Origin of the sequence: Streptomyces albus subsp. albus, assembly GCF_000725885.1 — a bacterium.
In the GTDB taxonomy this organism is placed as follows: domain Bacteria; phylum Actinomycetota; class Actinomycetes; order Streptomycetales; family Streptomycetaceae; genus Streptomyces; species Streptomyces albus.
In genome coordinates, this window is the sequence record NZ_JODR01000016.1 from 159,691 (window position 1) to 183,288 (window position 23,598).

19 protein-coding genes are annotated in these 23,598 nt (G+C 69.3%); 9 read left to right on the plus strand and 10 right to left on the minus strand.

Going from position 1 to position 23,598, the window contains the following annotated elements:
• Nucleotides 1-3: 3 nt before the first annotated feature.
• The 5 genes from IO40_RS0118960 to IO40_RS0118980 all read right to left on the minus strand — a co-directional run bounded on the left by IO40_RS0118960 (nt 4) and on the right by IO40_RS0118980 (nt 6,124).
• On the minus strand, nt 4-513 hold the full coding sequence (locus IO40_RS0118960) for a Pycsar system effector family protein (RefSeq protein WP_031175789.1): 510 nt from the start codon (nt 511-513) through the stop codon (nt 4-6).
• Nucleotides 510-2,186, minus strand: a complete 1,677-nt coding sequence (locus IO40_RS34895; protein ID WP_051719276.1) for a hypothetical protein — start codon at nt 2,184-2,186, stop codon at nt 510-512. Before IO40_RS34895 ends, IO40_RS0118960 begins: the two co-directional genes overlap by 4 nt.
• Nucleotides 2,187-2,214: 28 nt before the next feature.
• The gene (locus IO40_RS0118970; protein WP_051719275.1) at nt 2,215-4,467 is read right to left on the minus strand and encodes a hypothetical protein; all 2,253 of its coding nucleotides are present in this window, start codon (nt 4,465-4,467) and stop codon (nt 2,215-2,217) included.
• Complete coding sequence (locus tag IO40_RS0118975; RefSeq protein ID WP_041968521.1) at nt 4,464-5,285, minus strand: hypothetical protein; 822 nt, start codon at nt 5,283-5,285, stop codon at nt 4,464-4,466. Before IO40_RS0118975 ends, IO40_RS0118970 begins: the two co-directional genes overlap by 4 nt.
• 128 nt (nt 5,286-5,413) lie before the next feature.
• Complete coding sequence (locus tag IO40_RS0118980) at nt 5,414-6,124, minus strand: Crp/Fnr family transcriptional regulator (RefSeq protein WP_415852315.1); 711 nt, start codon at nt 6,122-6,124, stop codon at nt 5,414-5,416.
• 283 nt (nt 6,125-6,407) lie between these two features.
• Between IO40_RS0118980 and IO40_RS0118985 the strand changes: the two genes are divergently transcribed.
• From IO40_RS0118985 to IO40_RS0119025, 9 genes are all read left to right on the plus strand, one after another.
• The gene (locus IO40_RS0118985) at nt 6,408-6,875 is read left to right on the plus strand and encodes a DUF1707 and DUF4190 domain-containing protein (RefSeq protein WP_030409071.1); all 468 of its coding nucleotides are present in this window, start codon (nt 6,408-6,410) and stop codon (nt 6,873-6,875) included.
• Between the two features lie 425 nt (nt 6,876-7,300).
• Nucleotides 7,301-7,672 (plus strand): 30S ribosomal protein S12, encoded by a 372-nt coding sequence (gene rpsL, locus IO40_RS0118990; RefSeq protein WP_003948652.1) that lies wholly within the window; start codon nt 7,301-7,303, stop codon nt 7,670-7,672.
• 3 nt (nt 7,673-7,675) lie between these two features.
• Nucleotides 7,676-8,146 (plus strand): 30S ribosomal protein S7, encoded by a 471-nt coding sequence (gene rpsG, locus IO40_RS0118995; RefSeq protein ID WP_016473458.1) that lies wholly within the window; start codon nt 7,676-7,678, stop codon nt 8,144-8,146.
• A 39-nt stretch (nt 8,147-8,185) separates the two neighbouring features.
• Entirely contained in the window at nt 8,186-10,309 is a 2,124-nt protein-coding gene (fusA, locus tag IO40_RS0119000; RefSeq protein WP_030409072.1) for an elongation factor G, read from the plus strand.
• A 277-nt stretch (nt 10,310-10,586) separates the two neighbouring features.
• The gene (gene tuf / locus IO40_RS0119005) at nt 10,587-11,780 is read left to right on the plus strand and encodes an elongation factor Tu (protein WP_016473456.1); all 1,194 of its coding nucleotides are present in this window, start codon (nt 10,587-10,589) and stop codon (nt 11,778-11,780) included.
• A gap of 451 nt (nt 11,781-12,231) precedes the next feature.
• A complete protein-coding gene (locus IO40_RS0119010; protein ID WP_016473455.1) occupies nt 12,232-13,980 on the plus strand; it encodes a DUF262 domain-containing protein in 1,749 nt (582 codons plus the stop codon).
• A gap of 34 nt (nt 13,981-14,014) precedes the next feature.
• Nucleotides 14,015-15,295, plus strand: a complete 1,281-nt coding sequence (locus tag IO40_RS0119015) for a type II toxin-antitoxin system HipA family toxin (protein ID WP_016473454.1) — start codon at nt 14,015-14,017, stop codon at nt 15,293-15,295.
• Between the two features lie 120 nt (nt 15,296-15,415).
• Nucleotides 15,416-15,838, plus strand: a complete 423-nt coding sequence (panD, locus tag IO40_RS0119020) for an aspartate 1-decarboxylase (protein ID WP_016473453.1) — start codon at nt 15,416-15,418, stop codon at nt 15,836-15,838.
• Nucleotides 15,839-15,848: 10 nt separating this feature from the next.
• The gene (locus IO40_RS0119025; protein WP_016473452.1) at nt 15,849-16,079 is read left to right on the plus strand and encodes a hypothetical protein; all 231 of its coding nucleotides are present in this window, start codon (nt 15,849-15,851) and stop codon (nt 16,077-16,079) included.
• Between the two features lie 7 nt (nt 16,080-16,086).
• On the opposite strand, the gene IO40_RS0119030 is transcribed toward IO40_RS0119025, so the two are convergent.
• From IO40_RS0119030 to drmA, 5 genes are all read right to left on the minus strand, one after another.
• Nucleotides 16,087-16,596, minus strand: coding sequence for a hypothetical protein (locus IO40_RS0119030; RefSeq protein ID WP_031175795.1), 510 nt, complete (start codon nt 16,594-16,596; stop codon nt 16,087-16,089).
• Nucleotides 16,597-16,640: 44 nt separating this feature from the next.
• Nucleotides 16,641-17,042, minus strand: a complete 402-nt coding sequence (locus IO40_RS0119035; protein ID WP_016473450.1) for a hypothetical protein — start codon at nt 17,040-17,042, stop codon at nt 16,641-16,643.
• A gap of 199 nt (nt 17,043-17,241) precedes the next feature.
• Complete coding sequence (gene drmC, locus IO40_RS34900) at nt 17,242-18,000, minus strand: DISARM system phospholipase D-like protein DrmC (protein WP_016473449.1); 759 nt, start codon at nt 17,998-18,000, stop codon at nt 17,242-17,244.
• Complete coding sequence (gene drmB, locus IO40_RS0119045; protein WP_031175796.1) at nt 17,997-19,862, minus strand: DUF1998 domain-containing protein; 1,866 nt, start codon at nt 19,860-19,862, stop codon at nt 17,997-17,999. The genes drmC and drmB overlap by 4 nt, the downstream gene beginning before the upstream one ends.
• Nucleotides 19,859-23,488, minus strand: coding sequence for a DISARM system helicase DrmA (gene drmA / locus IO40_RS0119050; protein ID WP_199813905.1), 3,630 nt, complete (start codon nt 23,486-23,488; stop codon nt 19,859-19,861). Before drmA ends, drmB begins: the two co-directional genes overlap by 4 nt.
• Nucleotides 23,489-23,598 lie beyond the last annotated feature (110 nt).

Sequence of the window (23,598 nt, forward strand, 5' to 3'; positions counted from 1 at the left end):
GGATCAACGGGTGAGTACGGGAACGCACAGCAGGGGAAGTCCCGCACAGAGCGCGGCCACGCCGGCCCGTATCCACCGGTGCTTGTCGTGGACGATGCGGCTGGTGGCCGCGAGGGAGGCGGCGAAGGCGTCGAGCGTGGCCCGCTCGGTGTCGGCGAGGGCCGCACGGAGCTGGTCCCGGGACGCCGCGGTGCGGATGTCGGCGAAGTAGGTGAGCGGCATGCCGGGGGCCCATGCGCTGTGCCCGTAGCGCGGCAGAACGGCCATGAGGAGGGCGAGGAGGGCGATGCCGAGTGCGCCCACCCCTGTCCACCACGCCGCCGCCCCCGGACAGGGCAGCCGGGACGGGCTCCAGTCGCTGCCGGCCAGCACTCCGGCGAAGGCGCCGACTGTCATGCTGACGGCGCCCAGCAGCACGGCCGCCTTGCTGTCCGCCCGGGCGATCTCGCCCCGCATGTCCTGTAACAGCCGGTCGGCGACCGCGTGGCCGGGGCGGCGGGCGCCTGTCCTCACCGGTCCTCCGGCGCGGGCGGGCTGTCATCTCCGCTGCCGTGCGTCCAGCCGCCCGGCGTGTTTTTCGCGAGCTGTGTGCGCGGCGCGGTGCCGCTGCTCTCCTCCGTGCTGGTGGGGAGGGGGGAGCCGTCGGCGGCCGGAGCGCTACCGCCGTTCGGTGCGGCCCCGTGGCCCGGTGCCCCCGGGTCGGCCGGTTCCGCGCTGTCGCCGGGCACCGCCCCGGTGGCCGGAGCGCCCTCGCCGGTCCGGGGAGGCGGGGTGAAGGCCGTCGGCGGGGGAGCGGCCGGCCGGGGCGGTACCCACCCGGGTGCGGGCGCCCCGGGCATGCCCAGCGGTGGTGCGTACGGCGCACCGGGCGGGGGAGCGGACGGGGGCCGCACCGCGGTGACCGTGGGTACCGTCTCCGCCGGCTGCTCGGCCGGCGGCTTCGGCGGGTACTCCGGCGCGGTGTCCATGCTGTTTCCGGCAGGGGCATCGTGCCGCTGGTCCGGCCCGGCGGACGGGCCCTGTGCCTCCCCCGTGCTGTCGGGGGCCGGCGATGCCGATCTGGTGAGACCGGGGTGTTCCGTGCCGCCTGCCGGCGGGTGCGGGGACGGACCCGGCCCACCGTGCATGTGCTGCTCGGTGAGGAACGATTTGACCACCTGGAGTGCCGTCTGCTGGAGGCCTTCGAGCTGGTACGCCTCGGTGTGGCCGTTGCCGAGGACCTCGGTGACGACGTCGATCTGGGAGCGCAGGTAGTCGCGCTGGTCCTGGCGGAGGTTCTCCATGACCAGCCGGGAGTCCTCCGGGTGCCGCGCCAGATGCGCGGCCCAGGCGGTGGCTCCGCCCTGCGAGAGGTGGTGCGCGTAGTAGCGGATCTTCTCCGTTTCGATCTCCTGGAGCTCCAGCTGCTGCCTGCCGGTGAGCAACTGCTGCCGGTGCTGCCACTCCAGCTGCCGCATGGCCAGCTCCTGCTGCTGTTCCCCGTACGCCATGGCACGCTCCACCTGGAACCGGTCCTGCTGCCGGGCCCGCATGTCCTGGGCGGCGTCCACGGCCATGCCCTGCTGGGCCTCGCGGACGGCTTCCGTGGTGGCGTGGTCGATGGCCTGGAGCCGCCGCTGGTGCGCGATGTTGTCCTCGTCCCTGCGGACGCGCACGGTCCACACCACCCGCAGTCCGACGGACGAGCCCAGGGGTTCGGCGGCGGTGAGCTGCTTGAGCAGTGCCTGCTCGGCCTCCGCGCTGTCATGGATGGCAAACATCCGGGTGACGGGTCGCGCTCTCTCCTGCACCTCACCGAGCAGCAGTTGGGGTACGTCCCGGTGGCCGCTGGCGACGAACCGGGCCGGGTCGGTGACCTGCCAGCTCAGCTCGATGCCGGCCTCGAACTCGAAGGCGTCGTTGTCGCTGGGGAACCGCAACTGGGCGGAGACGGGGTGGACGCCCATGTCCACCTCGTAGACGGCGGTGTAGCGCCGGGCGGTGAGGTTCGGGCGCTGGGGCGGCAGGAACGCCTCGTATCCGTTCTTCGGGGTGACGCAGACGTGGGCGTTGTCGATCCGCAGCGGTGTCTTGCGGCCGAGTGCCCCGAAGCGGGGAAGCTGCCGCACGGTCAGCACCGGGTCCCGCAGCTCGGTGTGGCGGTCGGCGAACTGTTGCCATTCAGGAGGTTCGTGAAAGCTGATCATGGCGTGGGTTTTCCTTCGTGCTCGGTTCTCAGGCGGCCGGCCCGTAAGGGGACCGGTGCGAGGTCAGCGTGGTGAGCAGCCGGTCCGCGACCGGCGGGGGCGGCCCGCCGTTGACCGCGGGCATCGTGCGCAGCAGATGGCTGAGCCGGTCGAGGTCCGGCCGGGTGGTGATGAGGGCGGGCAGCAGAGCGGACAGGGCCCATTCGGCTGCGGGATCCTGGTCGGCGCACCGCACCCAGTCGGCCATCACCTGCAGGGCGTGTCCGGTGTGCTCGTGGTCGCGCAGAGCGGTGTTCCACAGCGTGGCGATGGCCGCCGTCTCGTCGGCCGCGGTCCCGGTGCCGGGTGTGGTGACGGCCGCCTCGGTGGCCACGGCGTGACCGAACCGGTTCAGCAATACGGGGCGCTCCCGTGCCGCGTGAGTGGGCCGGGACGGTTGCGGGTCGGCGTCGTCGTACCACTCGCATGCCGTCAGGAACGCCCGCAGGGCCAGCCGGCGCACGGCGCCTTTTTCGTCCAGGGCGGCCAGCAGCTGGGGGTACACCCGTGCGCCGGCCGGGGAGACCATCAGCACCGCGGCGGACGAGGCGGCTTCGGCCGTCTCCTCCTCCGCTTCCTCCTCGTCGTCGGTCCGTGCCGCCGCGGCCGAGACGACGGCACGCAGCGCGTCCAGTGCCTCCTCGGGCCATTTCTCACCGATCAGCGCGTAGGTGCGGATCGCCGTCCAGCGCAGCCTCGGGTGCTCGCCACGTGCCCAGGCGCCGACGACGTTCCGCACGTGCGGTGCCTCCATGGCGTGGGCGAGCGCGAGGGTGTGCGCGGCGGTCACCCGGTGGTGCGGTCGTGGGGAGTCGGCCCAGCCCTCGACCAGCAGCGCCAGCGCGGAGGGCAGGTCGCGGGTGAGCAGCACCGCGGCGGTCGCGGCGGCGCGGGTGCGCACCAGCGGCCGTCCGTCGTCGGCGAGCTCGCGCAGCCAGCCGACGAGTGCGGGCCGCGAAGAGGGGTGCCCCGTCCACACTTCGCGGAGCAGTACGAGGGCCGCCCGGTCGTCCTCGTACGCCGCCTTGTACTGGACGACGGGTCCCCACTCGGTGGGCTCCTCCTCGCGGTATCCGCGGGCGCGGGCGAGCTGGAGACGGCTGTCGACGGACGTGCCGAACACGGGCACGTGCGGGTGAATCCCCCGGTTTTCGGTGCGGTGGAGCAGCGTGTACAGCTGGTCGCTCAGCTCGGCGGTGATCGCGTAGGGGGCCTCGTTGAAGGCGGCCAGGGAGACCAGGAACGCCTTGTCCCGCAAGGGAAGGGCCGGATCGTCGAACCACCGCTGCACCTGCCGCTCGACCGAGAGGGTGGAGTAGAGCGCCAGCTCCCTCTCCAGCGTGGTCCGGTCCTGGGCGTGGCTGACCAGCAGCCGGGCGAGACCGGCCGCCTCCCGCGGCTGGGGCCGGTGTGCGAGGACGGCCTGTACGGCGTCGAGACGCAGCAGCTCACGTGCGGTGTTCTCGTCCGTGAGGGTACGCAGATGTCCCCGGAGCACGAGCGAGGCCGACGGGCTGCGCCAGCGGGCGAGCGGCATGCCTTCGGCGGGGACGATGCCGGGGCCGGTGGTGATCACCAGATAGCTGTCCTTGCGCACCAGCTCGTCCCGCAGGGCCAGCAACTGGGCCTCGCGCAGCGGGTCGGCAGGGTCCGTCATCAGGTCGCAGAGCATGTGGCCGCTGCCCTGGGACAGATGGTGGGGCAGGTCACCCAGCCGCAGTTCCCGGTCGAGCGCCCGGATGGGAGAGACCGGGAGGCGGCGCAGCAGCATCAGCGCGGCCGTACGGCGGCCCGAGGAGAGGGGGCCCGCGAGCACGAGGAAGCGCTCGGTCCTCAGCCGTCCGGTCAAGTGGGCCAGCTCTTCCTCGTCGGCGTCGAAGAGGGCCGCCAGCCTGTCCAGCTCGTCCTCGGGGACCTCGCCGGAGGACGAGGGCGTCCCGGCGGAGCCGAACCGCAACTGGTAGATCTCCGTCTTGTCTCCCAGCACCACGTCGCCGTCCACGTGGCCGCCGCTGACGCCGTGCTGGGAGCCGCCGATCAGACTGCCGCCGAGCCGCGCGGAGTCCCCGAGCATGAACGCGGGACTGTGGCGCCTGAGGTCCTTGCGGGACTCCCACGCGTTCTGTGCTCGTTCGTCGGCGCCTTCCTCGCCGGCTTCCTCGGCTGTCTTCTCCTCGGTGCCTTCGACGTCCTGCGGGTGGGCCGTCTCGGCGGGCGGGGCGTCTTGGACCGGGGTGCTCACCGCACGTCACCGTCCCCGGAGGGCCGCTCGTGGGGCCGGGCCGGAGCGAGGGGGCCCACGTCTCCGTGAACGGTGCCGCCTGCCACGCCGTACTGGTCACCGCCCACGAGGCTGCCGCCGATGTGGACGGCACCGTTGAAGGCCATGCCCCCGCCGGGCGGGGGAGCGGAGGGGCCGGCGGGTGGCTGAGCGCCCGCAGGGTGCGCGGCGGCGGGAGCGGCGGCGGTCGTGCCGTGCGCCTTCCCGTACGCGGGCGGCCCGTGCAGCCAGGCGCTGAGGGGGCCGTTCTTGCTGCCTGGGGTGATGTGGTGGAACTCCTCGGTGGGGATGCCGGGGTGGTTGTGGCGGACGATGCCGCTGTAGACCTGGTCGGACACGCACAGCGCCAGGTCGTTCTCCCGCTCCCGGAGTGCGTCCCGCAATTCGTCGCTGTCCAGCAGCCGTGCGGCGTGGTTGAGGTCGGAGCCCACCCAGCCGCCCGCGGCGTCGACCGCCACGTACCCGGTCGCCAGTACGGCGCGGAGCCGCATCTGGGCGCTGCTGGAGGCCATGCGGTTGACGGCGCGGAGGGAGGCGGGGACCTCGGTCAGGAAGACCCGCAGCAGGGAGCGGAGCGAGGCGTTGGCGTCGATCAGCTCGATCAGACCGTCACCGCGGTCGGCACGCTGCCGCATCGAGTCCTCGACGCCCGCTGCGTCCAGGGCCCGGTCGGCGACGTCGTAGAGGGTGCGTCGGAGGTAGACCTGCTCGACGTCGTCGCGGTTGCTGTACCGCTCGATGTCCAGCAGCAGCAGGGTGCGGCTCACCGGGTCGTTCATGGCGTCCTCTCCTCGGGGGAACGGCTTTCGCAGCAGCGTTCCGCAGCCGGGAAGAGGAGCGTGAGGAAGAAGGACTCAGTTGTTGTGTGTACGAGTACACACAAGGCCGCCGGCCTGTCCGGGGAGAATCAGCGCGGGTCCTCGGCGCAGATCCGTCGCAGCGTGTCCGGCCGGAGGATGACGGTGGAGCGGCGCCCGGTGGCCACCACGCCCCGGCCGCGCAGCTCGGCCAGCAGCTTGTTGACCATCTCCCGGGAGGCGCCGATGGAGCCGGCCATCTCCTGTTTGCTGAGCGGGACGGTCAGCTCGATGCCCTTGCCGCTGCGTCTGCCGTGGGAGCGCGCCAGCTCCAGGAGCAAGGCCGCGAACCGTTCCCTCACCCGCATCGAGGCGAACTCCAGTCGCCTGCGGTCGGCGGCCCGCGTGCGGTCGCTGGCGAGTGACAGAAGCCGCAACGCGGCTTGCGGGGAGTCGGTGAGGAACCGCTGGAAGCGGTCGTGGTCGACGGCGACGGCCAGCACCGGCTCCAGCGCGGTGACCGTGGCCGACCGCGGGTGACCGGTCAGGGCGGCGCTCTCCCCGACCACGTCGCCGGGGCCGCGCAGGGCGAGCAGGGCCTCGTAGCCGTTGGCCGCGGTGGCCGTGACCTTCGTCCAGCCCTCCAGGATCAGGAAGACGTGGGAGGAGGGCTCGTGCTGCCGCAGCAGTGGAAGCCGGGGCTCGAACCGCATTTCCCGCCCGAGGGAGATCAGGGCGGCGCGGTCCGCCCGCTCCAGCCTGGCGAGGAAGGGGACACGGTCGTCGAGTTCCGGACCGGTCATGCTCCACGCGTCGGCCATCGTCGTCCCCCCCCCAGACTCTCCTGCGTGCCGGACACTTCTGTACGCACGGCACGCACCCGGCAGCTTGCACACTGTAATGAAGCGCGGGGCCGCCCGGGAGACCTCTCCTCCCGCTCCCTCCGGCCTTCCCGGTCTTCCCGGCTGCGGCGAACTCCACGCGGGCTTCATGCGTCATGGATGATGGAGGCACCGCAAGCGAGCTGGGAGGTGGGGGCCGGTGGCGTTCGGACCGTGGAATCCCGAGGGGGTTCCGAGCCGGAGCGAGCAGCAGAACGGCGCGATGCGTGCCTCGCACGCGGACCGGGAGCGGGCGATCGACGTCCTCAAGGCCGGGTTCAGCGAGGGGCGGCTGGGCCAGGCCGAGTACGAGCAGCGGCTGACGCGGGCCACGCACGCGCAGACGTACGCGGAGCTGTCGGTGCTGATCGCGGATCTGCCGCAGGGGCCGGTGCCGATGCCGCCGGCGCCGCAGCAGTCGGGCTACCAGCCGGTGCCGCGGACGTTCCTGCCCGCGCCGCCGCCGCGGACGAACGGGACGGCCATCGGGGCGCTGGTGTGCGGCATCCTGACGCCGGTCTACGGGCTCACCGCCATCCCCGCGGTGGTGCTGGGGCATGTGGCGAAGGCGCAGATCCGCAGGACGGGCGAGGAGGGGTCCGGGTTCGCCACGGCGGGGCTGGTGCTGGGCTGGCTGGCCATCGGGGTGGCGCTGGCGGGCATCCTCGCGGTGGTCTTCGCCGCGGCCTGAGCGGGGCCGGCGGCGCCCTGCCGCGGGGTCACTTCACGCCCTGTCGAGGGGGCACGGCACGCCCGGCTGCGGGGCACGGCACGCCCGGCTGCGGGGTCCGGACGGCGCCGGGGTACGGCCCCGGGGGCGGCGCCCTTCTTCTTGCAGGTGGGGACGGATATGGTGGCCGGTCCTTCTGTTTTGACCCAGGCCGGTGAGGTAGGTACCCTCGTTCTCTGTGCCTGGGGTGTCCCCTGCGCTGTTGTCCCCCCTCGACAGCGGTGACGGTAGGCGCGGTCGGTGACACCGGGATCTGCATGCTTCTCACCATGGAGAAGTCTTCCGCCCTCAGCGGGGATCTGCAGTCTTCGACACACCCGACCTCGTGGGTCGGGCGTGGCCCGGGTTAGCTTTACCGAGACTGGCACACAGAAACCGGAGAAACGGTGCCTACGATCCAGCAGCTGGTCCGCAAGGGCCGGCAGGACAAGGTCGAGAAGAACAAGACGCCCGCACTCGAGGGTTCGCCCCAGCGCCGCGGCGTCTGCACGCGTGTGTTCACGACCACCCCGAAGAAGCCGAACTCGGCCCTGCGCAAGGTCGCCCGTGTGCGCCTGACCAGCGGGATCGAGGTGACCGCCTACATTCCGGGTGAGGGTCACAACCTGCAGGAGCACTCGATCGTGCTCGTGCGTGGTGGCCGTGTGAAGGACCTGCCGGGTGTTCGCTACAAGATCATCCGCGGCTCCCTCGACACGCAGGGCGTCAAGAACCGCAAGCAGGCTCGCAGCCGCTACGGCGCCAAGAAGGAGAAGTAAGCAATGCCTCGTAAGGGCCCTGCCCCGAAGCGCCCGGTCATCATCGACCCGGTCTACGGTTCTCCTCTGGTGACCTCCCTCATCAACAAGGTGCTGCTGAACGGCAAGCGCTCCACCGCCGAGCGCATCGTCTACGGCGCCATGGAGGGGCTGCGCGAGAAGACCGGCAACGACCCGGTCATCACGCTCAAGCGCGCTCTGGAGAACGTCAAGCCGACCCTCGAGGTCCGCTCCCGCCGCGTCGGTGGCGCCACCTACCAGGTTCCGGTCGAGGTCCGCCCCGGCCGTTCCTCCACGCTCGCGCTGCGCTGGATCGTGGGCTACGCCCGCGCCCGCCGCGAGAAGACCATGACCGAGCGCCTGATGAACGAGCTGCTCGACGCCTCCAACGGGCTCGGTGCCGCCGTCAAGAAGCGCGAGGACACGCACAAGATGGCCGAGTCCAACAAGGCCTTCGCGCACTACCGCTGGTAGTCGCTTCCCCCATCGAGACCGAGAGAAGACTGAAGCCTTATGGCTACCACTTCACTTGACCTGGCCAAGGTCCGCAACATCGGGATCATGGCCCACATCGACGCGGGCAAGACGACGACCACCGAGCGGATCCTCTTCTACACCGGTCGTAGCTACAAGATCGGTGAGGTCCACGACGGCGCCGCCACGATGGACTGGATGGAGCAGGAGCAGGAGCGCGGCATCACCATCACGAGCGCCGCGACGACCACTCACTGGCCGCTCAACGGCGTCGACTACACCATCAACATCATCGACACCCCGGGTCACGTCGACTTCACCGTCGAGGTGGAGCGTGCGCTGCGTGTGCTCGACGGTGCCGTGACGGTGTTCGACGGTGTCGCCGGTGTGGAGCCGCAGTCCGAGACGGTGTGGCGTCAGGCCGACCGTTACGGCGTTCCGCGCATCTGCTTCGTGAACAAGCTGGACCGTACCGGTGCCGAGTTCCACCGCTGCGTCGACATGATCAAGGACCGCCTGGGTGCGGTGCCGCTGGTCATGCAGCTGCCGATCGGCACCGAGGCGGACTTCAAGGGCGTTGTCGACCTGGTGTCGATGAAGGCGCTCGTCTACTCGCCCGAGGCGAAGATGGGCGAGATGTACGACACCGTCGACATCCCGGACACCCACGCCGAGGCGGCCGAGGAGTGGCGCGGCAAGCTGCTCGAGGCCGTGGCGGAGAACGACGAAGAGATGATGGAGCTGTACCTGGAGGGCCAGGAGCCCACCGAGGAGCAGCTCATCGCCGCCATCCGCCGGGTCACCCTGGCCTCCACCGGCTCCGAGGGCTCGACGACGATCACCCCGGTGTTCTGCGGCACCGCGTTCAAGAACAAGGGCGTGCAGCCCCTGCTCGACGCGATCGCCCGCTACCTGCCGTCCCCGCTGGACGTCGAGGCCATCGAGGGCCAGTCCCCGAAGGACGCCGAGGAGATCATCAAGCGTCGTCCGTCCGAGGACGAGCCGATGTCGGCGCTCGCGTTCAAGATCGCCAGCGACCCGCACCTGGGCAAGCTGACCTTCATCCGCGTCTACTCGGGCCGGATCGAGACCGGTACCCAGGTGATGAACTCGGTGAAGGGCCGCAAGGAGCGCATCGGCAAGATCTACCGCATGCACGCCAACAAGCGTGAGGAGATCGAGTCGGTGGGTGCCGGCGACATCGTCGCCGTCATGGGCCTGAAGCAGACCACCACCGGTGAGACGCTGTGCGACGCGAACAACCAGGTCATCCTGGAGTCGATGGAGTTCCCGGCCCCGGTCATCGAGGTCGCCATCGAGCCCAAGTCCAAGGGTGACCAGGAGAAGCTGGGCGTCGCGATCCAGCGGCTGGCCGAGGAGGACCCGTCCTTCCAGGTCAAGACCAACGAGGACACCGGTCAGACGATCATCGCGGGTATGGGCGAGCTGCACCTCGACGTGCTGGTCGACCGTATGAAGCGCGAGTTCAAGGTCGAGGCCAATGTCGGTAAGCCGCAGGTGGCCTACCGCGAGTCGCTCCGCAAGAAGGTCGAGAAGGTCGACTACACCCACAAGAAGCAGACCGGTGGTTCCGGTCAGTTCGCGAAGGTGCAGATCGACGTCGAGCCGCTTGAGGGCGACGGCTACGAGTTCGTCAACCAGGTCACCGGTGGCCGCATCCCGCGGGAGTACATCCCGTCCGTGGACGCGGGCTGCCAGGAGGCCATGGAGTTCGGCGTGCTGGCCGGCTACCCGCTGACCGGCGTCCGTGTGACGCTGCTGGACGGCCAGTACCACGACGTCGACTCCTCCGAGATGGCGTTCAAGATCGCCGGTTCCATGGCGTTCAAGGAGGCCGCTCGGAAGGCGAACCCGACCCTGCTCGAGCCGCTGATGAAGGTCGAGGTGACCACGCCCGAGGACTACATGGGTGAGGTCATCGGCGACATCAACTCGCGCCGTGGTCAGGTCCAGTCGATGGAGGACCGCGGCAACGCGAAGCTCGTCACCGGCCTGGTCCCGCTGTCGGAGATGTTCGGCTACGTCGGAGACCTCCGCAGCAAGACCTCCGGCCGGGCGACGTACTCCATGCAGTTCGACTCCTACGGTGAGGTTCCCAAGAACGTCGCCGAGGAGATCATCGCGAAGGCCAAGGGCGAGTAAGCACTCGCCCGGGGCGAGCGGGGCAGATGCGCTCACCCCTTAGGCTGGAGCAAAGGCATACGGGGCACTCCGGCACTTAACCGCCCGGACCGTACGGTTCCGCACCGGAGCCGTACGGTCACCGGGCCGGTGGTGCCGGGTGGGCCCCGTCCGCCGGCCCACCCAAGCGAACAGGTCAAGGGCATCCCCCTCGGGGTCCTGACCGGTTCGGTACGACCACCTGAACCCCTCCGCAAAATGTGGAGGGTGTACAGCACCAGTCCACAGGAGGACCCCAGTGGCGAAGGCGAAGTTCGAGCGGACTAAGCCGCACGTCAACATCGGCACCATCGGTCACATCGACCACGGCAAGACCACTCTTACCGCGGCGATCACGAAGGTGCTGCACGACCAGTACCCGGACCTGAACGAGGCGTCGGCGTTCGAGAACATCGACAAGGCTCCCGAGGAGCGCCAGCGCGGTATCACCATCTCCATCGCGCACGTCGAGTACCAGACGGAGAACCGTCACTACGCCCACGTCGACTGCCCGGGTCACGCGGACTACATCAAGAACATGATCACCGGTGCCGCCCAGATGGACGGTGCCATCCTCGTGGTCGCCGCCACCGACGGTCCGATGCCGCAGACCAAGGAGCACGTCCTCCTGGCCCGCCAGGTCGGCGTTCCGTACATCGTGGTCGCCCTGAACAAGGCCGACATGGTGGACGACGAGGAGATCATGGAGCTCGTCGAGCTCGAGGTCCGTGAGCTGCTCTCCGAGTACGAGTTCCCGGGCGACGAGGTTCCGGTCGTCAAGGTCTCCGCTCTGAAGGCCCTCGAGGGCGACAAGGAGTGGGGCGAGTCCATCCTCAAGCTGATGGCCGCCGTCGACGAGGCGATCCCGTCGCCGGAGCGCGACACGGACAAGCCGTTCCTCATGCCGATCGAGGACGTCTTCACCATCACCGGTCGCGGTACGGTCGTCACCGGCCGTATCGAGCGCGGTGTGCTGAAGGTCAACGAGAACGTCGACATCATCGGCATCAAGGAAGAGAAGACCTCGACCACCGTCACCGGTATCGAGATGTTCCGCAAGCTCCTTGACGAGGGCCAGGCCGGTGAGAACGTCGGTCTGCTGCTCCGCGGCATCAAGCGCGAGGACGTCGAGCGCGGCCAGGTCATCATCAAGCCGGGTTCGGTCACCCCGCACACCGAGTTCGAGGCCCAGGCCTACATCCTGTCGAAGGACGAGGGTGGCCGCCACACCCCGTTCTTCAACAACTACCGTCCGCAGTTCTACTTCCGTACGACGGACGTCACCGGCGTCGTCTCGCTGCCCGAGGGCACCGAGATGGTCATGCCGGGCGACAACACCGAGATGACTGTTCAGCTCATCCAGCCCGTCGCCATGGAAGAGGGCCTGAAGTTCGCCATCCGTGAGGGTGGCCGGACCGTGGGCGCCGGCCAGGTCACCAAGATCATCAAGTGACCTTGCCAGCCTGAGCCTCTTCGCGGGGCAGCGGCTCGGAGAGGGCCCGTACGGCATCGCGCCGTGCGGGCCCTCTTTGCGTGTGGTCCCCGGCCGTACGATGACCCTGTCGGCGCACACCCCGAGGTGCTGGGGGCACGACCCTTCTTATCCGTATGGAGTGACGCTGTGATGTGGCGGCGGACCCTGCTCTGGTCCGAGAGGCGGCATGAGACTCATCACAAACGCTCATTTTGGGGCATGTGGGCGTCTGGGTGCACCGACCTGGCGAATTCGTGCACGATAGGCGGTGCGGCGTCGCTCTCCTGAAGGGGCCCGCTGTCAAGGGCCCATGGCAAGCAGGGACAGGAGATCGGGCGACGGCGCCCTTCTGCCCCCGAAGGCGGCATGTTGCGCTGGGCCCAGTAAACGCTTCAGCCCTCAATTGACTAGGACCCGACAGGAGCAGGAAATGTCCGAGACGGCCCCGGGCCTGACGACACAGCCCACCGCCACCACCTACGAGCTTGGTGAGCTGGTGCCGTGGGCCTGGCAAGGCCGGATCAGGGTGCCGCACTTCCAGCGTGGCTTCCGCTGGCAGGCCAAGGACGTGCTGCGGCTCTTCGACAGCATCGTGCGTGGCTACCCGGTGGGCAACCTGCTGCTGTGGGTGCGGAAGTCTCCTGCGGAGAAGATCAAGCTGGGGCAGTTGGTCATCGAGGCGCCGGCGCATGACGAGGTGCTGTGGGTGGTCGATGGCCAGCAGCGCCTGACCAGCCTCGCCAACGCGCTGCATCCAGAGGGCAACAAGCACGAGCCGTTCAACGTGGTCTACGACCTCGCGGAGGATGCGTTCATCGAGACTCCCCGATACGGCCTGGAGCCCCATCACATCGATGTCCCCACACTCTTCGACGGTCGTCGCTTGCTGAGCTGGTTCCGTACCCAGGGGCCGGATGTGGAGGACTACTACGACAAGGCTGAGGTGGTTTCCACCAAGCTTCGCCAGTACAAGGTCCCCGCCTACCTGGTTCGTCAGGACGACCTGCGCGTCCTGACGGACATCTTCGACCGGATGAACAATTACGGTCGGCGATTGAACCGCGCGGAGATCTTCACGGCCCTGAACTCCGGCACCGAGGAAGGCTTCGAGGGCCGACTGAACTTCTCCCGTATTGCGGACAATGTGGCTGCTCGCACGCTTTTCGGGACCATCGACGTCAACACCATTCTCGCGGCGTTCCTGGCACGGAGGGGTCCGGATCCCATGCGGGACATCCGTTCCGAGTTCAGTACGGGATCGCGCCGCTCGCAACTCGAGTTCGTGGAGGATGAGCAGACGGCGTACAGGGAGGCGGAGGAGGCGCTGGTGCGCGCCGTCATGTTCCTCATCGAAACTGCGGGGGTTCCGCACATCGCCCTGCTTCCCTACCGGGCCCAGCTCGTCGTCCTCACACGTTTCTTTGCGCACTTCCCGGAGCCGACGTCCAACAGTCTGCGGTTGCTGAGGCGCCTCTTCTGGCGCTTGTCGATCGCGGGTCCGTCAGTCTTCAGGGGGAGCTTCACCCAGTTCAGTCGCATTCTGAGCAACAAAATCAGGCCTGGAGACGAAGAGGGGTCCCTGCAAGCTCTTCTGGAAACGATGAAGGGCGCTGTTTACGCCCGTCCCAATCCTGACCGCTTCCGCACGAACGAGGCCACTACGAAGATCGTGCTGAGCGCATGGTGGTCCTCGCGGCCCCGTTCCCTCGCCACGGGTGTTCCTGCGGACGTCCAGAGCTTGTCCAGTGTCCTCGGTGACGAGCAGACCCCGGTCGGCGCCACCCCGTATGTCTTCCCCCGCCTCAACGAACCCGGTGAAAGGGACAAGCGGCTGTGGGCGGCCAACCGGATCTTTCTTCCGTTCGGCGAGGATCTGCCTTCCGAGGTCTTCCGCATGCTTGTGGAGCCCCGTATCGATCTCGACGAGGCCACCTGGCGAAAGGTCATCGATTCGCACCTCATCGGTGACGACGCCCTTGACCTGCTGGTGCGTGGTGACCGCACCGGTTTTCTCGAGGCGCGCCAGACGCGCGTTCGTGCTCAGCTCGATGACTTCCTCGCCCGTATGACCGAGTGGGACTACGAGGACACACCGTCCCTCGACGGCCTGGACTTCGATGACGAGGACGAAGAGGAGAACGAACCCGAAATCGACTTCTCTGACGACCAGCTCCGTTAGCAGTACAGCGTTCACGTCATCGGAAGGGATGGCCATGACCGGTCGTCTGCCGGAGGTATTCCACGCCGTGTTCCTCCACGGCGTACGCGTGGGCACGCTTTGCCAGCGGGGTGATCACACGCGTTTCGTCCTCAACGAGTCTTATGTGGAGAACCCGTCCAGGCCAGTGCTCGGGTTGCGCTTCGAGGAGAATTTGACGGGCGCGTACGCCGCGGCCCTGCGGTTGCCCCGCTGGTTCTCCAATCTCCTTCCGGAGGGCCCTCTGCGTGCGTGGATTGCCCAGGACCGGGGGGTATCCCTGGACCGCGAGATGGAATTGCTCGCCCAGGTCGGACACGATCTACCGGGCGCAGTACAAGTGCTCCCCGCGGACGGACCCGACGACGGCTGGGAATGGAGCGAGGTCGGCACCGCGCGGGAAGCCGGCGGACCGGTATACCTCCAGGAGGACCAATCCCCCTGGAGGTTCTCTCTGGCAGGCGTTGCGCTGAAGTTTTCCCTACTGGCCCGGGGTGACCGCCTGACGGTGCCAGTGGGTGGGGAACTGGGGGACTGGCTGGTCAAGTTCCCCGACTACCGTCATCCCCACGTACCCCGCAACGAGTTCACGATGATGTCGCTCGCCAAGCAGGTGGGCCTGGACGTACCCGACGTCCGGCTCGTACACCGGGACGAGTTGGACGGCATCCCCGATCGTATGTGGCCCAACCGCGAGGAGTGGGCCTATGCAGTACGACGGTTCGACCGCTCTCCGCATCCGGGCCGTGCGCGCATTCATATTGAGGACTTCGCCCAGGTGAAGGATGTCTACCCGATCGACAAGTACAACTCGTCCTTCGAGACGGTCGCTTCCTTTGCCTACCGCGGTCACGACGTGGAAGCGTTGTGGGAAGCGACTCGGCGGATCGCGTTCTCCGTCATCGTCGGCAACGGGGACGCGCACCTGAAGAACTGGTCACTGATCTACCGCGACCAGATCACCCCGAGCCTGTCACCTGTCTACGACCTGGTGTCCACCATTCCCTACACCCCGTCGGACGAGGTTGAAGACCTCGGCCTCAAGCTGGGGGGCAGCAAGCGGTTCGAGACGGTGAGCGCGGCCTCCTTCGCACGCCTCGAACGTCGCCTTGACCATCGTTTTGGCACAACGGGTGCCGAGCTCGGAGAGATCGCCGTGCGAATGGCGGAGCGCGTACTGGAGGAATGGCCGACACATGAGCATCTGCTGCGCGAGGTGCCGGTCGTCCGGCGGTCGGTGACCACCTGGATCCAGGAATCTGCCGCCCGGCTCCACAAGGGCACGTCTACGTCCTGAGCCGATTGTCCGTGAGCGCTGCCGCCCTGTACCAGGCTGCTTGACCACGTGTGGGTGTACGGTGAAACCCGCCCTTGACCTGCACAAAGCAGGCAGGGAGCCGTCTTCGAGGAGTTCAGCATGCTGCGCACCATGTTCAAGTCCAAGATCCACCGGGCCACGGTCACCCAGGCCGACCTGCACTATGTGGGATCGGTGACGGTCGATGCCGCGCTGATGGAGGCGGCGGATCTGCTGCCCGGGGAGCTGGTGCACATCGTCGACGTGACGAACGGTGCCCGCCTGGAGACCTACGTCATCGAGGGGGAGCGGGGGAGTGGCGTGCTCGGTATCAACGGTGCCGCGGCCCATCTCGTCCACCCCGGTGACCTGGTGATACTGATCAGCTACGCCCAGGTGGACGAGGAAGAGGCGCGGTCGATGGTGCCGCGCGTCGTGCACGTGGACGCGGAGAACCGGGTGGTGGGGCTCGGCGCCGACGCGGGGGAGCCGGTGCCCGGGTCCTCCGCCCAGCGGGCGCCGCACGCTGTGGCGCGGGGCTGAGCGGCGCCCCATGGGGGTGGTCCTCAGCCTGCTGGCCGCCGACTGGGGATGGCTGAGCCGGTTCCCGCCGGGGGAGCGAGTGGCACGGCTGCGCGCGGACGAGACGGGGCTGTGGGGCGCCGACGCGCCCGGTCTGCCCGAGGGCGGGTGGACCTGGCCGCGGGGCCGGCACGAGGGACGGTTCGCCGTCTTCGAGTTCCGGGGCGTTCGGGAGGAGTCAGGCCCCATGGGCCCCGAGTGATCACAGGTCACCGGCGTGAAGGGGAATAGTCGCTGACAACCGAGCGGTACGGTTTGAGAAGCGGCTGGAGTTCTCGCTTGAGCAGCGCCGCGTCGGGCTCCGGGAGCGGCAGCGAGGCCCGGCGCAGGCGGACGCTCCAGGACGCCGGGTCGGGGAAGACCTGGAGGGCGCTCACGAGTTCGCGGAGGACGACGCCTTCCCGGAAGGGCGCCAGGCCGTGGATGCGCAGTCGGCAGCCTTCCGTGAATCGGCGTTCGCCGAAGGTCACCGGCTCCTCCAGGGTGCTCACATCGCCCGTGAGAGTGGCCGACCCGATGACGCGGCCCAGGTCCCGAGTGGGATTTCCGAAGCAGCCGCGCGTCGTGTAGAGCAGCACTTCGTCGCCTTTTCGGAGGGCGAGGGACTCCCGGGCGCGTCCAGCGGGGAAGGCCATGCGCTGGTTTTCGAGCACCCAGGCCAGTGGTTCGCGGGAACCGATGATGAGCAGGTGGGTCGCGGGTGCGGTGGAGGTGGGCATGAGGGCGACCTTTCGACGTGTTTGTGGTGCTGTCTTCGCTCGGGTCAGTGCGCTCCTGGGGCGCGGCGCACGGCCTTCAGCTCCTCGCCGCTGCTGGTCACCCTCCAGAACGACCAGCCGTTGGCGTTCGGTGACCGGTCGGGATTGAGTTCCTGGATGACGGCCATGGCGGCAGCACTGGGTGAGGGGTACGTCCCCGCACCAGGCCCGCTGCTCACGGTCAGGGTGCGGGTGGCCGGGTGGAAGACGCCCTCGGCGCGCTGTCCCCGGTACACGGCGTGAACGGCGATGCCCTCGGCGGCCGGGTCGGCCGGGTCGCCGGGGTCCTCCGCCGTGCTCCAGGAGTCCACGAGTTGCCTGATCACTTCCGAGGGCGAGCACCCCATGAGGCGGGCGGCGAAGAGAACTTTGCTGTGCGTCTGGTCGTCCAGATCGATAGGCCTCATAGCGCTAATAGTACGTATGCGTCGTATGGTGTCAACCCACGGGTGTGGCGGGCCGTCCCGGGCGCATCCCGTGGGCAGCCCGGGATTCACCGGGCGATGGCGTCCCGGCGGAGCCGCGTGAATCGGCGATGCCGGCGGCGCGCTGACTTACGGCGGCCGGGGCTCGGGGCCCGGCCGGGGCCGGGGGTTCGGGGACGGCTCAGGCGTGCCGGAAGGGGCCGTGGGGAGGCCTCGTCAACCACTGGAAATGGTCGGCGAGCCGACCGACCAGCTTGGGGTCGCGCAGGATGACGCCGATCTCCAGGTTGTCGCTGAGGGCACGGTCGGTGAGGTTGGCGCTGCCCAGCAGGGCCGTGTGGCGATCGGCGAGTACGAGCTTCGCGTGCTGCACTCCTTGCGACCGGGTGTCGTGGCGGTGCCAGATGTGCGTCTGCCCGGGGACGCTGCCGGTGACTTCGGCGAGGGCCTCGGCGGCGTCTGTCGAGCGTTCCAGCAGGAGGTCGATGTGCACTCCTCGGTGTACGGCCCGGCGGAGCTCCTTCTTCACCTCGGTCACGCCGTACACCGCGTAGCTGGCCACCAGCAGCGAGCGGTCTGCCGAACGGATGACCTCCGTGAGGACTCCGCGCGTCAGGCGGACGGGTACGGACGGTGAAGTGGGCCCGGTCACGACGAGTTCCACCGGCGGGTCGGGGCGGGACCGCGCGGCGGGGGAGGCGGCTTCCAGCGCCAGGGCGAGCGCCGGCCCGGGTAGTTGGGGCAGCGAGCCCCGCCACTCACGTCGCAGGTCCGCAAGCAGTTGGGCGAGTCCGGCTGCGGCGAGCCGGGAGCCGAAGTGATCGAGGCGTGGATCGTCCGGCCCTTCCGAGGAGCGGAGGACCTCCTGCCACTCGGTCAGCCGCTCCGCGGGGAGGCGCTGTGCGAGTCCCCCGAGGAGTTCTGCCAGTGAGGTGGTCACGGCAGGAACGCGCCACGGTTCCCGGCGAGTGTCTCGACCAGCAGAGTGCGGTCGAGGAAGTGGTTGCCCCGCTCGCACGAGGTCTCCGCCGCGAACAGGCAGGCATGGCATGCCGCGCCGTGCAGCCGGGAGTGCACGCGGGGATCGTGCTCCGCGCACATCGGGTCGGAGCTGCACAGCTTGGTGGCCGCGACGGCCTGTTCCAGGGCGGGCCCGAGGCGGTCCCGGCGGCCGAGTGAGACAAGACCGCCCAGTGTGCCCTCGCTGTCCGGGGCAGCGGTGTACAGGAGGATGCCGGCCATGGGATCGGCGCTATTGCGGGCGTAAACGCGCTCGGCGATACCCGAGGCCCCGTAGCCGCACTCCAGCGCGAACTCCCGGATGAGGGCGTGGGCGAAGGTGTGCAGCAGGACGTAGCGGATGCCGGGCCATTGGGGCTCGATGCCCCGGGCCAGTGACCAGTCCCGGTGAGCGGCCTTCAGTATGCGTTCGCGGGCAGCCACATCGGGACGGTTCTCCCACTCCGCGATGCGCTCTTCCTTGAAGGCGAGAAAGACACCTTCGCCACGCAGCTCGGCGCACGGCACCCAGGTCGGGGCTTCGCGGGAGAGCGGAGCGGTGTTCTGCGTCGACATGTTGTTGTCCTGCGGAATCCACTCCGGCGCGTCGATGCGGGTGAAGCCGGTGAGGGCGGCGACTTCGCGGAGTCGGTGGACGAGGACGACGCGGTCGAGCCAGTCGGCGGCGTGGTCCGGAACGGGCTCCGGGCCGGTGGTGAAGTCCTGGAGGTCATGGTGGCGTCGTGCAGTGAAGGCCCGCCACTCGGGGGTGGCGAGGTCGAAGTCGTCCGGCTCCGAGGCCTTTGGCTGTCCTCCGGCCTGGTGTGCTGCCTCTTCGGTGATGGCTTGCCATACGGCGTCGACTCCGAACTCTTCGAGGTCCGGCCAGCACGCCTGGGTGGGGAGAACCATTTTGCCCGCCTCGGGCGGCACGGCGGCCAGTGGTTCCAGGGACGACCAGTATTCACGCACCGCCTGGGTCAGCGGTTCTTCCGCGCGGGGCAGGCTGAAGACCCTCAGCTGTGAGGCGAACCAGCTGTTGGTCGCTCCCAGTGCGATGGTCTTCACCGGTTCGCCGCATGGTTCGAAGGTGCCCAGGTGGGGGTGGTGGCCGCGGCAGGCGGGCAGGGCGCTCTCACCGCGCAGGCCCATGGCTTCGGCCATCGACCGCGCCGATACGCCCTGGCAGGTGCACTGGACGAAGACGTTCGCGGCCTCACCCGTGGTGCCGCGTTCCACCAGTGACAGGGTGCACTCGGGTGGGTGGTCCGCTCCCCGGTGGACGAAGTACATCCAGGGGAAGTCGTCGAGGTGCCCGTTCTTGCAGGCCATCAGGAAGCGGGCCGGCACGGCCGTAGGCCTGCCTCGTCCACCCCCTCCGCAGTTCGCGTGCACATACCGGGTGTTCTCCGGACGGAAGTAGGCCTCTTCCAGCTCGAACAGGCCCGCCGAGGCGGGCGAAAGCGTGTTGCACTGTTCCCGGGTGCAGCGCAGCCATCGAGGAAAGAGCCCCACCGGGACACCGACCCTGGCCCAGTCGCCGAACGGGTCGGTGGTTTCCGGCAGGTAGGGAGGTGTGCGGAGGGTGGTGACCTGGTGTCCGAGCCGGTGGCGTACGGCGGCCAGCAGCCGGTCCTCCGTCAGTGTCTTGGCGCGGCTGAGGTCCCAGTGGTCCAGGCCGAGCACCATGGCGGAGATGTTGGGCAGATCGGTGACGGCGCCGACGCCGTAGGTGTGCAGGAGCTGGCTGGGGCGCAGTTCTCCGACGCGGAAGGGCGCGTTCGCGGACGCGGTCGTCGTCACGGCATCTCCTGGGCGTTGTCGTCCTGGCCTTCCGGCTGGGGACGGGGAACGAACGGTGGCTCGCTGGAGATGTCGGCCCCTGTGGCGTCGCCGTGGAACAGCAGCCGGATGGGCGGCTCGACCTCGCGCAGGGAGGTGGGGCACGACATCAGCTGCCAGCGGGAGCCGTCCGGCTCTTTCAGCAGCGGGCTCACTTCTCCCTGCCGACGCGCCGCGCGGTAACCGAGGACGGCGCCGGGGGTGTGCCGGCGCAGCTCCCAGTGGTCGAGGCGCTGCTGGAGCCGGCTGCGGACCTCCTCTCCGACGGCGCGGTCCTCGGTGACGGCTTCCGCGCGCCGGTGGAGGTAGTTGACGACGTGGTCGGCCAGCTCGCCCTGGCTGTCGAAGAACTGGGCGCCGCGGTTTCCGTTGTACTCCTGCTTGAGGTCGCGGACCAGGGAGGCGAGCACGCCGGTGAGGCCGCGATCCAGGGCCCGGTCTGCGAAGGGGGTGACGGAGAGGGCTTCGACGTGCTGGTAGACCGCCGCGTGGAACGACTCGAACGACTCGTAGTGCGAGAGGTCCCGCGGCCGCGCCCAGTTGAGCAGCGTGAAGATCAGTCCGGGAGCCCGGCGCCCCACGCGGCTGGTGGCCTGGATGTACTCGGCGGTGGACTTCGGCTGGTTGCTCACGATCATGGCGCCGAGCCGCGGCACGTCCACCCCCACGGCGATCATGTTGGTCGCCAGGAGCACGTCCAGGGGCCGGGGCGAGCCCTTTTTCCGCTCGGTGAAAGGGACTTCGAGCTGGTCGAGGATGTCCGGAATGGCGTCCGAGGACATCCGCGAGGTCAGTTCGGCCACTCTGTCGGCGTATCGGTTGGCCAGCCCGCGCCTGTCCACGCGGCCCAGGCGGGTGGAGACGTCGTCCTCGACGAGCCGCCGCATGCTGCCCAGGTCGCGCAGGCTGTTGAAGTAGCCGACAAGCGTCATGTACGGGTCGGTCAGTTCCGTGCGGCCGTACTTGTCGTGCAGCAGCTGGGCAGCACCCAGCTGGGCCACGTAGAGCCGGATGGCCACGGACTTGCTCCGTACCCCCTGGGCGCAGATCCCGACGTAGCGGCGTCCGGGCTTGGTGGAGGTGGGGCGGCGGCGGGCGAAGAAGTTGTCGTCGGCGGTCAGACCCGGCGGGGGGAAGACCGAGGTCGTGCGGCCGAAGAGGTCGTTGATCTGCCGGTTGGCGCGTCGGACGGTCGCGGTGGAGGCGATGACCTTGGGGCGGACCGGGCGGCCGGGCCTGGTCTCCCAGCCGGCCAGCTTGTCGACGGCGGCTTCGTAGAGCCCGACGAGCGAGCCGAGCGGGCCGGAGATCAGGTGCAGCTCGTCCTGCACGATCAGGTCCGGTGGGCGGACGCGGGGAGCGTCGATGGTGTGGGCGGCGGGAAGGTTTCCGTGCGGTGGATGGCTGGGCCGCTCCCAGTCGCTGTCCATGGCGTCAGCGGTGACGTACCCGTGCCGGGTGCAGCGGCGGGCGACTCGGCCGAACAGCGTCTGGGTCTCGCCCTTCCAGGGAAGCTGTGCGAACTTGTCGACGGTGGAGATGACCAGTGCCGGCGGCAGACGGTAGATCTCCTCGTCCACCACGAGCACGGGCAGGCCGCGTTCGTCGGTCCCGGCCGCCTCGGACGATCCCTCGCCGAACGGGCAGCTGAACACATCCGGGCAGGTGATGAAGGTGCGACGAAGCGACATGTCGACCGTGATGTCCCGGCCGGCGTCGAGTTTGGTGCCGCACCAGGGGCAGCTCGTGAGCTGGTGGGGTGAACCGGAGCGGGTGCGGCGTCCGCGACTGCGGTCCTTGCGGCGGTCCTTGACCCACTCGTGGGCCTGGTCCGTCGTGTTGGGGGTGACTCCGCCGCCCACCCACAGGCCGATGCGGAACGGGAAGGCACCCCACCGCTCGGGGTCCTCGCGGCGGATCACCTCGCAGGCGCAGAGCAGCGCCGCGGCGCGCTGGAACTGCTGGATGGTCAGCAGCCGCAGGGTATAGCGCATCAGGACGGCGACGCCGTGTTCTGCGTCCAGCCCGCCGTGGGAGCCCGCCCGGCGCCGGATGGCCAGGGCGAAGGCGGTGAGTCCGAGATAGGCCTCCGTCTTGCCACCACCGGTCGGGAACCAGAGCAGGTCGGCCAGGGCGCCCTTGCGGTCCGACCGGTCAGGGTGCTCGGGGTCGGCGAGCGAGGGCAGATTGAGGAGGAGGAAGGCCAGCTGGAACGGGCGCCAGCTGCGCGAGGCCGGCACGTCGGCGCGTTCGACGGCCTCCTCCAAGGACAGCTCCGGGTCGCGGCGGCGGCTCGTGGCGGCGAGCGTGTGGACCCGCTGCTGCCACATCGCACGGTTGGCGAACTGGAAGGCCTCACGGGCCGCGGTCTCGGCGAGCTGGTCGATGCCGGCCTCGATGCGGTCGGCCGCCTCGGCGGCGAGCCGCAGATTGCGCCGCGCCTCCTGGTCGTATCCGTCGAGGCGGGAGGCGGGGTCGGTGAGCGTCTCCCGCGTGCGCTCGATCCACGACCGGTAGCCGTGGACGAGCGGGAGCAGTGCCGTGCGCAGCCCGGCCCCGTCGAGCTGGGAGAGGACCTTCATGTCCAGGACCAGATCACGGAGTTCCCGCAGGTCCGCGTCCGCTTCGGTGTCCGGGTCGGGGACATCCGTGTGGGGGATCTCGTAGGAGGGCGCGGCGACCGTGGAGATCTCGATGGCACGCCGGGGGTCGTCGGGCGAGGCCTTCGCGTGCACGCCCGTGCCGTGCCCGACGGCGAATTCGGGGTGGAAGCGGTAGGTCATGGCCAGCGACCGGCGCTCCGCCCGGTCGGCGGCGTCACCGCCGGGCCGTTCGGTGGTGTGCCGGGGCAGGAAGGGGGCCTGGCCCTCCGCCGCGCCCGTCACCGTCATCCCGGCCTGGAAGAGCCAGTAGCGGGAACCGGAGTTGTCCTTGTTCTGCTGGCCGTTGACGAGGAAGAGGGAGACCAGCCAGTCGCCCTCGTGCTTGCGTGCCCGGCCCCGCACCACGACGCCGGGGAACTCCTCCGCGAAGACCTGCTGTGCCTCGATCGGCCCGTCCTCGGAGAGGTCGACGACCAGAGCGCGGGCGAACGGCTGCCGGTGCCAGACGGACCCGTGCCGTTCGGGGTTGTGCGACTCCCCGGACACATAGCGGGCCCAGGAGCAGTGCACCGCCAGCCGGGTGACGGAACCGTCCACGCGGGCGGTGAGGCCGAGAGAGGAGGGCTGGAGGCTCGGTGCGTGCGGGGCGTCGGGCTCCCGGTCGCCCTCTTCGGCGTCGGGCTGGAGGGCGGTGACGTTGTCCTCCAGTTCGGCTTGCTCGACCGGCATGCCGCCCAGGGCCGGCTCCCCGTCGATGATCCGTCCGCCCGGCGCCAGCCGTCCGATGATGTAGTGCTCGATCGGATTGCCCGGCAGCTCCTCCTCGTCGCCGCCGATCGGCCCGTGCAGATCCCGGACGACCAACTCGGCCATCTCGTCCCGGATGCGCTGCTGAGTGGGCACGTCGAGGACTGCGGCGGTCGAGGCCGGCGTAGTGGCCCCCTGGCCGTCACCTGACGATGCGGAAACACTCTGCTGAGTCACGGCGACCACCCTAATGACCGACACCGACACTCGGCAGGGGTACGAGGGGCCGGAGCGATCACCTCTTTTCCCTCGGCACACGGGTGGTTACGCTGTGCTCGCCGCGGTAT